The 14091-nt window shown below is 62.8% G+C and carries 13 protein-coding genes; 9 read left to right on the forward strand and 4 right to left on the reverse strand.

The window, feature by feature from the left end:
* A partial coding sequence (locus tag D3242_RS24065) for an SIS domain-containing protein (protein ID WP_120145482.1) occupies window positions 1–473 on the forward strand: 473 nt, incomplete at its 5' end.
* 90 nt (window positions 474–563) lie between these two features.
* Window positions 564–1316 (forward strand): DUF502 domain-containing protein, encoded by a 753-nt coding sequence (locus tag D3242_RS24070; RefSeq protein WP_019858378.1) that lies wholly within the window; start codon window positions 564–566, stop codon window positions 1314–1316.
* Here the strand turns inward: D3242_RS24070 and recG are convergent.
* On the reverse strand, window positions 1268–3376 hold the full coding sequence (gene recG, locus D3242_RS24075) for an ATP-dependent DNA helicase RecG (RefSeq protein ID WP_064985706.1): 2109 nt from the start codon (window positions 3374–3376) through the stop codon (window positions 1268–1270). The genes D3242_RS24070 and recG overlap by 49 nt on opposite strands.
* A gap of 92 nt (window positions 3377–3468) precedes the next feature.
* On the opposite strand from recG, the gene D3242_RS24080 reads away from it, so the two are divergent.
* From D3242_RS24080 to D3242_RS24095, 4 genes are all read left to right on the forward strand, one after another.
* Window positions 3469–3756 carry a succinate dehydrogenase assembly factor 2 gene (locus D3242_RS24080; protein ID WP_019858376.1) on the forward strand — a complete coding sequence of 96 codons (288 nt, stop codon included), beginning with the start codon at window positions 3469–3471 and terminating at the stop codon, window positions 3754–3756.
* Window positions 3757–3829: 73 nt separating this feature from the next.
* Window positions 3830–7327, forward strand: a complete 3498-nt coding sequence (mfd, locus tag D3242_RS24085) for a transcription-repair coupling factor (protein ID WP_064985704.1) — start codon at window positions 3830–3832, stop codon at window positions 7325–7327.
* Between the two features lie 135 nt (window positions 7328–7462).
* Window positions 7463–8836 (forward strand): class II 3-deoxy-7-phosphoheptulonate synthase, encoded by a 1374-nt coding sequence (locus D3242_RS24090; protein ID WP_064985703.1) that lies wholly within the window; start codon window positions 7463–7465, stop codon window positions 8834–8836.
* Between the two features lie 193 nt (window positions 8837–9029).
* Window positions 9030–9599: a DUF4337 domain-containing protein gene (locus D3242_RS24095; RefSeq protein ID WP_223217725.1), complete on the forward strand. Its 570-nt coding sequence runs from the start codon at window positions 9030–9032 to the stop codon at window positions 9597–9599.
* Between the two features lie 83 nt (window positions 9600–9682).
* Here D3242_RS24095 and D3242_RS24100 read toward each other — a convergent pair whose 3' ends face one another.
* The gene (locus tag D3242_RS24100) at window positions 9683–10753 is read right to left on the reverse strand and encodes a diguanylate cyclase (RefSeq protein WP_038647013.1); all 1071 of its coding nucleotides are present in this window, start codon (window positions 10751–10753) and stop codon (window positions 9683–9685) included.
* 414 nt (window positions 10754–11167) lie between these two features.
* Between D3242_RS24100 and D3242_RS24105 the strand changes: the two genes are divergently transcribed.
* Together D3242_RS24105 and D3242_RS24110 are read left to right on the forward strand one after the other, a co-directional pair.
* The gene (locus tag D3242_RS24105) at window positions 11168–11584 is read left to right on the forward strand and encodes a GFA family protein (RefSeq protein WP_064985753.1); all 417 of its coding nucleotides are present in this window, start codon (window positions 11168–11170) and stop codon (window positions 11582–11584) included.
* Window positions 11585–11662: 78 nt separating this feature from the next.
* Window positions 11663–12022, forward strand: coding sequence for a diacylglycerol kinase (locus D3242_RS24110; RefSeq protein ID WP_019858368.1), 360 nt, complete (start codon window positions 11663–11665; stop codon window positions 12020–12022).
* 23 nt (window positions 12023–12045) lie between these two features.
* Here the strand turns inward: D3242_RS24110 and D3242_RS24115 are convergent, their stop codons facing one another.
* Both D3242_RS24115 and D3242_RS24120 read right to left on the reverse strand, forming a co-directional pair.
* Window positions 12046–12633: a DedA family protein gene (locus D3242_RS24115; RefSeq protein WP_038647009.1), complete on the reverse strand. Its 588-nt coding sequence runs from the start codon at window positions 12631–12633 to the stop codon at window positions 12046–12048.
* Window positions 12630–13193: a DUF1003 domain-containing protein gene (locus tag D3242_RS24120; RefSeq protein ID WP_064985701.1), complete on the reverse strand. Its 564-nt coding sequence runs from the start codon at window positions 13191–13193 to the stop codon at window positions 12630–12632. Before D3242_RS24120 ends, D3242_RS24115 begins: the two co-directional genes overlap by 4 nt.
* 86 nt (window positions 13194–13279) lie before the next feature.
* Between D3242_RS24120 and D3242_RS24125 the strand changes: the two genes are divergently transcribed.
* Complete coding sequence (locus D3242_RS24125) at window positions 13280–13996, forward strand: DNA-3-methyladenine glycosylase I (protein ID WP_064985699.1); 717 nt, start codon at window positions 13280–13282, stop codon at window positions 13994–13996.
* Window positions 13997–14091 lie beyond the last annotated feature (95 nt).

Consider the following 14091-nt stretch of genomic DNA (forward strand, 5'->3'; position numbering starts at 1 on the left):
AGATCGAGCGGATCGCGCGCGAACTGTCACGCTACAAGGACGTGCTCTATCTCGGCCGCGACACCAATTTCCCGCTGGCCATGGAAGGCGCGCTAAAACTCAAGGAAATCTCCTACATCCACGCCGAGGGCTATGCGGCGGGCGAATTGAAGCATGGGCCGATCGCGCTGATCGACGAGAACATGCCGGTCATCGTCATTGCGCCGCATGACCGCATTTTCGAAAAGACCGTGTCGAACATGCAGGAAGTGGCGGCGCGCGGCGGCAAGATCATCCTGATCACCGACAGCAAAGGGGCGGCGCAGGTGAGCGTCAAGACGATGGAAACCATCATCCTGCCCGACGTACCCGAAATCATCTCGCCGATCATCTATGCGCTGCCGATCCAGATGCTGGCCTATTTCGCCGCCGTGTTCATGGGCACCGACGTCGACCAGCCCCGAAATCTGGCGAAATCCGTGACGGTGGAGTAGGGGCCTTAACAGGCGCTCTTTAAAAACTTCGCAGTTCCAAACGGCGTCCCGGTTCACTAATGTTGCGCTGCAACCCGCGCCCGGTGAACCATGTCCGATGCTCCCAAGACCTCCGGCATGACCCGGCTGAGGAACTATTTCCTCACGGGCTTCGTCGTCTGCGCGCCGCTGGCCATCACCGCCTATATCGCCTGGTCGTTCATCGGCTGGGTCGATTCCTGGGTGAAGCCCTATATTCCGGCGCGTTACAGTCCCGACACCTATCTGCCGTTCCCTGTTCCAGGGTTCGGGCTAATCGTCGCGCTGATCCTGATCACGCTGATCGGTTTCCTCACCGCCAACATCGTCGGCCGCGCCATTGTCGGTTTCGGCGAGCGCCTGCTTGGCCGCATGCCGCTGGTGCGCGGCATCTATGGCTCGCTGAAGCAGATCTTCGAGACCGTGCTGTCGAACAAGGGCGACATGTTCCGCCAGGTCGGGCTGGTCGAATATCCGCGCAAGGGCGTGTGGTCGCTGGTCTTCGTCGCCAGCGAGAAGGAAACCGAGATCAACGAGAAACTTGACCAGGAAGGCGACCCGCTGATTGCCGTGTTCATGCCCTGCACGCCGAACCCGACGACCGGGTTCCTGATGTATGTGCTGAAGTCGGACATCGTGCTGCTCGACATGACGATCGAGGACGGCGCCAAGCTGATTGTCTCGGCCGGGCTGGTGGCGCCGGAGGTGAAAAGCAAGATGGTGACGCTGAATGGCGAGCCGATCAACGGAACGGTCGCCAATCCGCCACTAGGGCCTCATCCGGCGCGCAGGAGCCGCACGGCCTCGTCGCGGCCGAACAAATAGAGCAGCAGGCGCAGCGCCTCGCCGCGGCCGGATTGCAATTCCGGGTCGCGTGACAGGATAAGCCTTGCATCGTCGCGGGCTGCCTCCAGGAGATCGGCATGCGCCTCGATGCGCGCCACCTGGAACCCCGGTGTGCCGGACTGGCGGGTGCCCAACAGCTCGCCTTCGCCGCGCAATTTCAGGTCTTCCTCGGCGATCAAGAAGCCGTCCTCGGTCTCGCGCATCACCGACAGCCGGCGTTTTGCGGTCTCGCCGAGCGGATCCTTGTAGAGCAGCACGCAAGAGGAGGGCTTGTCGCCGCGCCCGACCCGTCCGCGTAGCTGGTGCAGCTGTGCAAGGCCGAAACGCTCGGCATGTTCGATGACCATGACGGTAGCGTCGGGCACGTCGACGCCGACCTCGATGACCGTGGTGGCGATCAGGATGCGGGTTTCGCCCTCCTTGAAGGCGCGCATCGCCTCGTCTTTCTCGGCGCCCTTCATGCGGCCGTGGACAAGGCCGATGCGGTCGCCGAACAGCGGTTTCAGCGAGGCAAAGCGATCCTCGGCCGACATCAGCTTGATCTCTTCGGACTCCTCGACCAGCGGGCAGATCCAGTAGATTTTCTGGCCGCCGGCGACGGCATCCTGCATGCGGGCGACCAGTTCGTCGAGCCGTTCCAGCGGCAGCGTGACGGTGCGGATCGGCTGGCGACCGGCCGGCTTTTCCGTCAGCTTGGAGACATCCATGTCGCCGAAGGCGGTCAGCACCAACGTGCGCGGGATCGGGGTGGCCGTCATCACCAGCATGTCGGGCGCATCGCCCTTGGCGGTGATGGCAAGCCGCTGATGGACGCCGAAACGATGCTGCTCGTCGATTACGGCCAGCACCAGATCGTGGAAGGTAACCGTCTCCTGGAACAGCGCGTGGGTGCCGACGACGATGTCGATCTCGCCGCTTGCCAGGCCGGCCAGTGTTTCGGTGCGTTCGCGGCCCTTTTCGCGGCCGGTGAGTATGGCGATGCGCAGCCCGACTCTGGCGGCGAGCGGCGCGATCGTCGCCAGATGTTGGCGCGCCAGGATTTCGGTCGGTGCCATCAGTGCCGCTTGGCCGCCGGCCTCGACGGCGCGCGCCATGGCAAGCAGCGCGACCACCGTCTTGCCTGAGCCGACATCGCCCTGCAGCAGCCGCAGCATGCGCTCGGGGTCGGCAAGGTCGGCATTGATTTCGGCCAGCGCGAATTCCTGGCTTGCGGTCAGCGAATAGGGAAGGGCTGCGCGCAGTTTCTCGACGATGCGGCCGTCGCCGACCAGGGGGCGGCCGGACAGGCGGCGGATCTTTGCCCGCACCAGCGCCAGCGAGACCTGGCCCGCCAGCAACTCGTCATAGGCAAGACGCCGCCAGGCCGCGCCGTCGATGGAAACGTCGATGGGATCGGCCGGATTGTGGATGCGGGTAAGCGCGTCGGCAAAGGTGGGAAAGGTGTGCCGGCGCATGAAGGCGCCGTCCTGCCACTCCGGAAATTCGGGCAGGCGCGCCAGCGCCTGGCCGATCGCGCGGCGCAGCACCTTGCCCGAGAGCCCTGCGGTGAGCGGGTAGACCGGTTCGACCAGCGGCAGGTTCTCTGCTTCGCTGGCCAGCGCGATATGGTCGGGGTGGACCATGGTCGGACGGCCGTTGAACCATTCCATGCGGCCCGAGACCACGACATGCTCGCCCACGGGCATTGCCTTTTCGAGATAGGCGGCGTGCGCATGAAAGAAGGTCAGGCCGATCTCGCCGGTATCGTCATGGGCAAAGACCCTGTAAGGCACCGACCGGTTGCCGCGCGGCGGCGGCTGGTGACGGTCGATGCGCACGTCGAGGGTCACGATCTGGCCTTCCGCGGAACCGGCGATGCCCGGCCGGCTGCGGCGGTCGATGACGGTGTGCGGCAGCACAAACAGAAGGTCGCCCGCGCGGGCCGCTCGATCACCAAGATCCGCCGTGACGACCTTCTCGATCAGCGCGCCGACCTTGGGTCCGACGCCGGCAAGCGAAGTGATCGGAACAAACAGCGGATCGAGGATGGAAGGACGCATGATGTCAGCTTATGTCGCGACGGCCACAGCGCAAGGCTGACAGCCCCTTCTATCCACGCTATATGCGCCGCAGCAAGTGAGGATGCGCCACAATGACCGGAACGAAACGATCAAGCGAGGGGCTGGACGCCCACCGCCGCAAGCTGTTGTTCCGCTCGTGGCACCGCGGCATGCGCGAGATGGATCTCATTCTCGGCACCTTCGCCGACGCCGAGATCGGCGCCTTGACGGCTGAGGAAATCGAACAATATGAGAGGCTCCTCGACATTTCCGACACCGAATTCCTGCCGCTGATCACCGGTGAACGCCCGATCCCGGCGGATATCGATTGTCCTGTCCTGCAAAAGATCCTGGCGTCCCGCCGGACCATGACTTTCTGAACAAAAGCAATTCCAGGAAAAGTGCGAAGCGGTTTTCCCCACAGGAATTGCGACAAACAAAGACCGTGATTTGATGAGCCTCATTCCCACCATTGGTCTGCCGAAAGGCCGTGCCGGCCAGTTCATCGTCGATGGTGTCGCCGATGGATACGAGGCGTTTGCACTGGTGCAGGCCGCATTCGAGATCGCGCCCGACAAGCCGGTGCTGTTCGTGGCGCGCGACGGCCAGCGCCTGCCTGTTATCATCGAGGCACTGGCCTTTGCCGCGCCCGGACTGCCGGTGCTGGAACTGCCGGCCTGGGACTGTCTGCCCTACGATCGCGTCTCGCCCGGCTCGGATGCCGCCGCCAAGCGCCTCGACGCGCTGACGGCCATGATCGCGCTGGCGAAGAAGCCGCATCGCGCCGTCATCCTCACCACCGCCAATGCGCTGCTGCAGCGCATTCCGCCGGCTGATCTGGTCGAGGCACAGACCTTTCATGCCAGGCCTGGCAACCAGATCGACATGAACGCGCTGATTGCGCGGCTGGAAACGTCCGGCTTCGAGCGGGTGCCGACAGTTCGCGGCATCGGCGAGTTCGCGGTGCGCGGCGGCATTGTCGACCTTTTCGCGCCCGGCTGGACCGAGGCGCTCAGGCTCGATTTCTTCGGCGACACGCTGGAATCGATCCGCGTCTTCGATGCCGCCACCCAGCGCACCACCGGCCAGCGCAAGTCGATGGCGCTGCAGGCGATGAGCGAAGTGGCGCTGACGCCTGAAACCATCAGCCGCTTCCGCCGCTCCTATATCGAAGCCTTTGGCGCGCCGCAGCGCGACGACGGGCTCTACACGGCAGTCAGTGAGGGCAGGCGGTTCGCCGGCATGGAGCATTGGCTGCCGTTCTTCTATGAGCGGCTGGAGACGGTGTTCGACTATCTGCCGGATACGCCTGTGGTTTTCGACCATCTGGCGCATGAGGCGCTGGCCGAGCGCCACACACTGATCCTCGATCACTATGAAGCGCGCAAAAAGCAGGCCGATGCTGCGCTGAAGGATGCCGTGCCCTACAAGCCGGTGGCGCCGGATCTGCTCTACCTCTCGCCGGAGAACCTGATCGCCTCGCTCGGTCCACGCGAAGCGATCGACTTCACGCCCTTCGACGCGCCCGATGCCGGCGCGAAAAAGGTCTATCACGCCGGCTCGCGCCATGGCCGCAGCTTCGTCGAGGAGCGCGCCGATCCAAATATCAACGTCTTCGATGTCGTCGTCAGGCATATCGCCGACGAGCGCGCGGCACGTCGGCGTATTGTCATCGCCGGCTGGACAGAGGGTTCGCTCGACCGGCTTGGCCAGATCCTCACCGAGCATCATCTGGGCAATCTCAAGCAGGTCGAGACGCTGGCGCAAGCCGAACAGCTCGAGCCGGGGCAGGCGGCATTGGCCGTGCTGCCGCTTGAATCCGGCTTCGAGACCGAAAAACTGGTCGTCGTCGCCGAACAGGATATTTTGGGCGACCGGCTGATCCGGCGTTCCAAGCGCAAGAAGCGCGCCTCCGACTTCATCGCGGAGGCCTCTGCGCTGTCGGCCGGCGATATCGTCGTCCACACTGACCATGGCATTGGCCGCTTCATCGGCCTGCGCACCATCGAGGCGGTCGGCGCGCCGCATGACTGCCTGGAAATCCACTATGCCGGCGATGACCGGCTGTTCCTGCCGGTCGAAAACATCGAGCTTCTGTCGCGTTATGGCTCCGACTCCGCCGAGGCGACGCTGGACAAGCTGGGTGGCGGCGCTTGGCAGTCGCGCAAGGCCAAGCTGAAGCGGCGCCTGCTCGACATGGCCGGGCAGCTGATCCGTATCGCCGCCGAGCGGCAGATGCGCGCCGCGCCGGCGCTGGTGCCGGCCGAAGGTCTCTATGACGAATTCGCCGCGCGTTTCCCCTATGAGGAAACCGACGACCAGCAGACGGCCATCGACTCGGTCAGGGATGACCTCGGCGCCGGCAAGCCGATGGACCGGCTGATCTGCGGCGATGTCGGCTTCGGCAAGACCGAAGTGGCACTGCGCGCCGCCTTCATCGCGGCGATGGAAGGGTTCCAGGTCGCGGTCGTGGTGCCGACGACGCTGTTGTCACGCCAGCATTTCAAGACCTTTTCCCAGCGCTTCTCGGGCCTTCCCGTCCGCGTCGCGCAGGCCTCGCGGCTGGTCGGTGCCAAGGAACTGGCGGAGACGAAGAAGGCTCTGGCCGAGGGCCAGGTCGACATCGTTGTCGGCACCCATGCGCTGCTCGGCTCCTCGATCTCGTTCAAGAATCTCGGCCTGCTGATCATCGACGAGGAGCAGCACTTTGGCGTCAAGCACAAGGAACGGCTGAAGGATCTGAAGACCGATGTCCATGTGCTGACGCTGTCGGCGACGCCGATCCCGCGCACGCTGCAACTGGCGCTGACGGGCGTGCGCGAACTGTCGCTGATCGCCACGCCGCCGGTCGACCGCATGGCGGTGCGCACCTTCATCTCGCCCTTCGATCCGTTGGTCATTCGCGAGACGCTGCTTCGCGAGCGTTATCGTGGCGGACACTCCTTCTATGTCGTCCCGCGCATCAGCGATCTCTCGGAAATCCATGATTTCCTGAAAGAATCGGTGCCAGAACTGAAAGTGGCTGTGGCCCACGGCCAGATGCCGCCAGGCGAACTCGACGACATCATGAACGCCTTCTATGATGGGCAATACGATGTGCTTCTGTCGACCACCATCGTCGAATCCGGCCTCGACATCCCGACCGCCAACACGCTGATCATCCATCGCGCCGACATGTTCGGCCTCTCGCAGCTCTATCAGTTGCGCGGCCGCGTCGGCCGCTCCAAGGTGCGCGCCTACGCGCTGTTCACGCTGCCGGCCAACCGCAAACTGACTGACACGGCCGAGCGCCGGCTGAAAGTGCTGCAGTCGCTCGACACGCTGGGCGCCGGCTTCCAGCTCGCCAGCCACGATCTCGATATAAGGGGCGCCGGTAATCTCTTGGGCGAAGAGCAGTCCGGCCATATCAAGGAGGTCGGCTTCGAGCTCTACCAGCAGATGCTGGAAGAGGCCGTAGCCGAGGTGAAGGATTCCGGCGAGGTCCAGGATGGCGGCTGGTCGCCGCAGATCGCCGTCGGCACGGCGGTGATGATCCCGGAAAGCTATGTGCCGGACCTGCAGCTCAGGCTGGCGCTTTACCGCCGCCTCGGCGACCTCGAAAACACCGAGGAGATCGACGCTTTCGGCGCCGAACTGATCGACCGTTTCGGCCCGCTGCCGGACGAGGTGAAGCATCTCTTGAAGATCGTCTTCATCAAGGCGCTCTGCCGCAAAGCCAATGTCGAGAAGCTCGATGCGGGCCCGAAGGGCGTTGTCATTCATTTCCGCAAGCGCGAGTTCTCCAACCCGGTCGGCCTGGTCAAGTTCATCGGCGAGCAGGGTTCGCTGGCCAAGATCCGCCCCGACCACAGCGTCGTCTTCACCCGCGATTGGCCGACCGCCGAGAAGCGGCTGGCGGGCTCGGCGGTGGTCATGACGCAACTGGCGCGCCTAGTTGAGAAGGCTGTGTAGCCCACGCGACCCATTCGCCAGTGCTGAAATTCCGGTCTAGAATAGGAAATCGGCTTCGTGTATGGAGCCGCCAACCCATATAGGGGCGGAAAAGGCGGGCGAGGGTGCTCGCCGGAAAGAGTGTTGGGTGCAGCGATGACGAAATGGTCGCCGAATTCGTGGAGAGCAAAGCCGATCAAGCAGGTTCCTGCCTATCCGGACCTTGCTGCGCTGAAGAACACCGAAGCTCAGCTCGCCACCTTTCCGCCGCTGGTCTTTGCCGGTGAGGCGCGCAAGCTGACGAAGCAACTCGCGGCGGTCGCTGCCGGTGAGGCGTTCCTGCTCCAGGGCGGCGATTGCGCCGAAAGCTTTGCCGAACACGGCGCCGACAACATCCGCGACTTCTTCCGGGTCTTCCTGCAGATGTCGGTCGTCTTGACCTTCGCCGGCGCACAGCCCGTGGTGAAGGTCGGTCGCGTTGCCGGCCAGTTCGCCAAGCCGCGTTCGTCCGACAATGAGACCAAGGGCGAGGTGACGCTGCCGAGCTATCGCGGCGACATCATCAACGGCATCGAATTCGACGCCAAGTCCCGTATTCCCGATCCTGCCCGCCAGGAAATGGCGTACCGCCAGTCGGCGGCGACGCTCAACCTTCTGCGCGCCTTCGCCCAGGGCGGTTATGCCAGCCTGGAGAACGTGCATCGCTGGATGCTCGGCTTCGTCGCTGACAGCCCGCAGGGCGAAAAGTACGAGTCGCTCGCCAACCGCATCACCGAGACGATGGACTTCATGAAGGCCGTCGGCATCACCTCGGAGACCAATTACGCGCTGCGCGAGACCGATTTCTACACCAGCCATGAAGCGCTGCTGCTTGGCTATGAGGAAGCACTGACCCGCGTCGATTCGACCTCCGGCGACTGGTATGCCACGTCAGGCCACATGATCTGGATCGGCGACCGCACACGTCAGCCCGATCATGCCCATGTCGAGTATTGCCGCGGCATCAAGAACCCGCTCGGCCTGAAATGCGGCCCGTCGCTGACCGCTGACGGCTTGCTGGAGCTGATCGACCTGCTCAACCCCGAGAACGAGCCCGGCCGGCTGACGCTGATCGCCCGCTTCGGCTCCGACAAGGTCGCCGACCATCTGCCGAGGCTGGTGCGGGCGGTGCAGAAGGAAGGCCGCAGCGTGGTCTGGTCGTCGGACCCGATGCATGGCAACACGATCGAAGCCGCCGGTTACAAGACGCGGCCGTTCGACCGCATCCTGAAGGAGGTGCAGACCTTCTTCGAGGTGCACCGCGCCGAAGGCACGCATCCGGGCGGCATCCATGTCGAGATGACCGGCAAGAACGTCACCGAATGCACGGGTGGTGCGCGCGCCATCACGGCCGAGGAATTGCAGGACCGCTACCACACGCATTGCGACCCGCGCCTCAATGCCGATCAGGCGATCGAGCTGGCCTTCCTGGTGTCGGATCTCCTGAAGAAAAGCCATCCGGTGCAGCACAAGCAGGCCGTCAACGGCTGATCCTGCCGATCCCAAACGACCAACATGCGAAGGCGCCTGAGAAATCCGGCGCCTTTTCTTGTTCCGGGACGATGTTGTCCAGGCGGTCGTCGCGTCAAACCTTACGAAAATTTATGCTGACGCGACCTGTGCAAAACAAGATTGAGGTTAAGGTTCGCCGTCGACCCAATCATCGCTGGCCAGGATTCGACGAATGGCAATGGAAGACGCTACCCAGGAGCACCTCGAGAACGCCGAGCATGCCGAACATGCCGCGCATGAGGGCAATCCCTTTCTGACCACGGTCTCCGTCACAATAGCGGTGTTGGCGGTTCTCGCCGCGACGGTCGGCAGCTTCGAGTCGCTCGAAACCGCGGAGGCGATAAACGACAAGAGCGAGGCGGCCTATCTCCAGAACAAGGCCAGCGATCAGTGGAGTTTCTTCCAGGCAAAGAGCATCAAGAAGAACAGCTATGAGATCGCGGCGGCGACGGGTGGCCCAGGAACCGACCAATTTCAGGCCGCCGCGAAGCGCAATGAAGCCGATGGTGCGGAGATCCAGGCCAAGGCGACCGAATTTGAAAAGCAGGTCGACGAAAAGCTGCGCGATAGCGACGTGCGCGAACGCCGTCATCATGTCCTGACGCTGGCGGTGACGCTGCTGCACATCTCGATCGCCGTCGCGACGCTCTCCATCATCACCCGTGGCAAGCGCTGGCCGTGGATCGGCTCGCTGGCGCTGGGCGCCCTGGGTGTGATCGCGGCCGGCTTCGCCTATCTCTGAATTCGTCTATGTCTGATTGAGCCGGCCGGGCATCGCCATCCAATGGGAAAGAGGCCCGCATTGCCTGTCGACGGCGACTGGCGTCAGTCCTTCTTGTAGAGCAGCCAGCTCTTGCCGGCGCGGCCGGCCATCGTCGAATGTTTGGTGACGCGGTTGCGGCCGCTCACTTTCGAACGGTAGAGCGCCCGGTCGGCCTTGGTGTAGAGGTCCTCCGGGCCTTCGGCCTCGGATGCCATGCAGATGCCCATCGAGACGGTCACCGTGCCGTAATTCATGCCGGTCTGGCTGCTGGTGAACGGCGTCTGCTCGATCAGGGCGCGAATGCGCTCGGCGATCTCGTAGGTGGCGTCTTCGCTGGCACCCTCGACGATCAGCGCAAACTCCTCGCCGCCGGTGCGGGCGACGAACATGTCGCCGCGAATGCTGGTCTGGAAAATCTCGGCGATGATCTGGATGATCTTGTCGCCGACAGGATGGCCGTAGCGGTCATTGATGTCCTTGAACCGATCGATGTCGGCAAGGATCAAGGCGTTGAACAGGATGCCCTTGTTGCTGGTGTAGATCCGGGTGATTTCCTTGTCGAAGGCGCGGCGGTTCCAGATTTGGGTCAACGGATCCGTATCGGCCAGCCGCTTGTATTCCTCGAGCTTCGACTTGACGCTTTCGAGTTCGGCCGTCTTGTCGCTAAGCGTCGAAGCGATCTGCTTGCCGTGATCGATCGTCGAATTGGTGGCAACGGCCATGGCGTTGGCGATTTTTTGCAGAAGATCCTGCGAGAGCAGGCTGCGGCCACTCAGGCCATTCGATGTCTCGTCGAGGATCCTGCCGTATTTTTCGATGTGGCTGCGTTCGCTCCGCAAAAGCGCCGCGACCTCCTCGAGTTCCCGGGCGATGACGTCCCGCGCATGCTCGACGATGCCGGGGCCGTGGTTCTGGGCAAAGAAGGCGCGTCCGATCTGATCCAGCTCGTCCTGCGTCGGCCGGCTGCTCAGCGACACGACGGCGAGACTGAGTTCGCGGTTGGTGCCGCTCAATGCCTCGTAGAAGATTTCGTAATTGCGCGGCAGGCCGAGGACGCCAAGCTGGCGCATGGTGGCAACAACCGTGGCTGCGATGTCGGTGCTTCGTTCGGTTGTGGCGGCTGCCGGCTGCATGTCTGATCCACTCTTCCCCTCGGATCCCGGCGCGGAATTTGCGGGTTCCATGATCGCCGACCTGGGGAGCGCGACCTGATCGTCCAGAACATCTTGCGAAGAGACGCGTCCCCACCCGCCATCTTCGCTTGGCGTGACCATAGATGCGGTGGCGCTAAAGTTTCCTTAATCCGCACGACTTCCACAGGTTTTTCGCTACCTGTGGCTGTAGAAGCATAAATTTTGTACCACCATCGCGGGACAGAGCCCAGTTTTGAAGGCTTTGACTTCGAAATCCGGGCGTTGTGCTGATGGAAATGAAACTGAATTTCGAATCCGTCATGCCAATCGATGTCGCATTTGCTTGCGCGCAACCACCGCAAAGCTGGAATCCTGGCAACGATGTTGGGCGAGGTTTCTCCAGGGAGTGCCGAAATGAGTGACAGTCACCAGGGATCATGCCTGTGCGGCGCGGTCCGCTTCCGGACAAGGGGAGCATTGCGCGGCGTCGTCTACTGTCATTGCTCGCAATGCCGGAAGCAAAGCGGGCATTTCTATGCCGCGACCAACGTCGCCGACGCCGACATCGTTATCGAAGGCACGGAAAGCATCACATGGTATGAAGCGTCCGCTTTCGCCGGGCGCGGCTTCTGCAGGACATGCGGGTCCGTGCTTTTCTGGAAGCCAAGGGCTCAAGACTATATTTCGGTCATGGCGGGAGCGTTCGACAAGCCGACAGGTCTCAAGGGCGACTGTCATATCTTCGTTGGTGACAAGGGCGACTATTATTCGATCGACGACGGGCTGCCGCAGTTTGAAAAGTCGACGCCTTCGATAGCGGTCGCTGAATGAATTTTGGACGATACGCCTTATTCCCTTGATCGGGCCGTTGCTTTATCTCGTGCCGATAACTCGGAATGAGGTTTGGGCATGCAGCGGCTGATCGACGCTTTTTTCAATTCGGTGCGGGCGTTTCGCAAGCTGGCCGCCAGCGAGAAGGCTTTCCAGCAGGAACTGATGCTGCTGGTGCTCGCCCTGCCGGCGGCGTGGTTCGTTTCGGTCTCCTGGCGCGGTTATGCCCTGCTGATCGGGGCGGTGCTGTTGCTGATCATGGTCGAGGTGCTGAACACCGGCATCGAGGCGGCCTGCGATGCCTTCAGCCGGGAGTTCAATGTCGACATCCAACTGGCCAAGGATTGCGGCTCGCTGGCGGTGCTGATCTCGGTGGTCATCGTCGCCGGCGTCTGGGGCATTGCGCTCATCGAGCGGCTCACCGGCTTTCCGATCTGACCTTCCGAGTGAGGCCGGCGGCATCACTGCTCCCGGCGACGTTCCCGCTTGGCGATGTGGCGGGCGACAAGCCAGGCCAGCACGGCCACGGTGAGGCCAATGCCGAGCCCGATGAACAGCCGCTCGTGGCGCATCAGCGCCTGGCCAACGAAATGCTCGGCGCCGAGCCCGAAGACATAGCCGATCGTACTGAACAGCACCGCCCAGATCGTCGATGAGATGGCGTTGAGAATGACGAAGCGGGGTGCTGCTATGGTCGACAGGCCGGCCGCGATGCCACCGACCAGGCGCATGCCGTAGACATAGCGATTCGACAGCACGAAGATGTTGGGATGGGTGTTGAGCAGACGGTAGGCGCGGCGGAAGCCCGGCCGCCTGCGCAACCTGACGACATGGCGGTTGTCGGCGAAACTTCTGCCCAGGATGAAGAAGCAGGTGTCGCCGGCGAAGGCGCCGAGCGCTGCCGCGACAATGGCATGCCACAGCACGAAAACATTCTGGTGGGCGAAGAAACCGCCGAGGATGGCAGCACTTTCCCCTTCGGCGACGCAGCCGAGAAAGACGGCAAGCAGTCCATATTGTTCGATGAAATGATGGATCGCTTCGGTCATGAGGCCGACTGCTGCCGCGCCAGCCTCTCGTCGATGCGCTTGACCGCTTCCGCCAGCCGCACGATCTCGTCGCGCATGCCGATGATCTGGCTGTGGCGCAGTTCATCGAGTTTCTCGTGCAGCGCCATGATCTCGATCTCGGCCTTCAGATTGACCTCGTAATCGTGGGCGGCGTCGATGCGGTCGCGTTCGGTCTGGCGGTTCTGCGCCATCATGATCACCGGCGCCTGCAAGGCGGCGACCATCGACAGCACCAGATTGAGGAAGATGAACGGGTAGGGGTCGAAGGCATCGCGCGTCAGAAGCCAGACATTGCCAACTGTCCAGACAATCAGGAAAGCGATGAAGCCCATGATGAAGGACCAGGAGCCGCCGATGCGGGCGATCGTATCGGCAAGGCGGTCGCCAAAGGTCTGGTGAAAAGCGACCGCCTTGTTGGTGTCCCTGGAGATCGTGGTGCGCTCGAGCGTCGATTGCAGCACCCGGCTCTCCAACTTGCTGAGGCCGTCCGGCCGTCGCTTGAGCCAGCGGTTCGCCAGGTCGTCGATTGTCTTGTACATGGCCGTCTCCGTCGTCGGTGGAGATAGACGTAGAGGCTGCCGCCTCTCGCGGGAAGTGTTACATTCAAGCCAACAGCGAGGGACCCATGGCCGATTTCCAGAAAATTCGCCTGCGCGCGGCAAAACGCAAGGGCGGCGAAGCGGAGCTTGCAACGCTGCTCGGGCCAGTGCCCGACAATGCCGCGGTCGCCGATATCCCGGACGATCGCATTCTCTCGACCATGGCCGAGCGGATCTTTGCCGCCGGTTTCGTCTGGCGCGTCATCGAGCAGAAATGGCCCGGTTTCGAAGAGGCGTTTCTGCGCTTCGAGCCGAAGCGGCTGTTGTTCCAGCCTGACGATTTCTGGCACGATCTCGCTTCCGATCAGCGCATCGTGCGCAACCCGCAGAAAATCAAATCCGTCCGCGACAACGCTGCCTTCGTCGAGCGCGTGTCGAAGGAGCATGGCGGCTTCGGCGAGTTCCTCGCCAATTGGCCTGCCGACGACCAGATCGGACTGATGGCCTATCTCGGCAAGCATGGCAGCCGACTGGGCGGCAATACAGGCCAGTATTTCCTTCGCTGGCTGGGCTGGGACGCCTTCGTCATCTCGGCCGATATGGCGGCAGCGCTTCGTGACGCCGGCCTCGACATCGCCGAAAGCCCGACCTCGAAGAAGGATCTCGACAAGATCCAGGCCCAGATCAATCAATGGGTGGCGGACACAGGCCTGCCGCGCCGGCACATTTCGCGCATCCTGGCGATGTCGATCGGCGAGAATCATTCTCCGCAGTCGTTGCGCGAATATATGGGCGACGACTGATCGACGGTCTCGACACGATTGACCACGTCAATCGGTCCGGGGTTGGTCCAAGCGAACGCCATTGCGAGGCGAATTTTGCCGCGCTAAGTCAGCAG

The organism is Mesorhizobium jarvisii, assembly GCF_003601985.1.
In the GTDB taxonomy this organism is placed as follows: Bacteria; Pseudomonadota; Alphaproteobacteria; order Rhizobiales; family Rhizobiaceae; genus Mesorhizobium; species Mesorhizobium jarvisii.

Bases quoted from the DNA above. Each gene is read 5' to 3' on its own strand.
- D3242_RS24100 (WP_038647013.1), bottom strand. From the start codon at position 10,753: ATGCAGCCGGCAGCCGCCACAACCGAACGAAGCACCGACATCGCAGCC.
- D3242_RS24125 (WP_064985699.1), top strand. From the start codon at position 13,280: ATGGCCGATTTCCAGAAAATTCGCCTGCGCGCGGCAAAACGCAAGGGC.
- D3242_RS24115 (WP_038647009.1), bottom strand. From the start codon at position 12,633: ATGACCGAAGCGATCCATCATTTCATCGAACAATATGGACTGCTTGCC.
- D3242_RS24080 (WP_019858376.1), top strand. From the start codon at position 3,469: ATGACCGGAACGAAACGATCAAGCGAGGGGCTGGACGCCCACCGCCGC.
- D3242_RS24110 (WP_019858368.1), top strand. From the start codon at position 11,663: ATGCAGCGGCTGATCGACGCTTTTTTCAATTCGGTGCGGGCGTTTCGC.
- D3242_RS24090 (WP_064985703.1), top strand. From the start codon at position 7,463: ATGACGAAATGGTCGCCGAATTCGTGGAGAGCAAAGCCGATCAAGCAG.
- D3242_RS24120 (WP_064985701.1), bottom strand. From the start codon at position 13,193: ATGTACAAGACAATCGACGACCTGGCGAACCGCTGGCTCAAGCGACGG.
- mfd (WP_064985704.1), top strand. From the start codon at position 3,830: ATGAGCCTCATTCCCACCATTGGTCTGCCGAAAGGCCGTGCCGGCCAG.
- D3242_RS24095 (WP_223217725.1), top strand. From the start codon at position 9,030: ATGGCAATGGAAGACGCTACCCAGGAGCACCTCGAGAACGCCGAGCAT.
- D3242_RS24070 (WP_019858378.1), top strand. From the start codon at position 564: ATGTCCGATGCTCCCAAGACCTCCGGCATGACCCGGCTGAGGAACTAT.
- D3242_RS24105 (WP_064985753.1), top strand. From the start codon at position 11,168: ATGAGTGACAGTCACCAGGGATCATGCCTGTGCGGCGCGGTCCGCTTC.
- recG (WP_064985706.1), bottom strand. From the start codon at position 3,376: ATGCGTCCTTCCATCCTCGATCCGCTGTTTGTTCCGATCACTTCGCTT.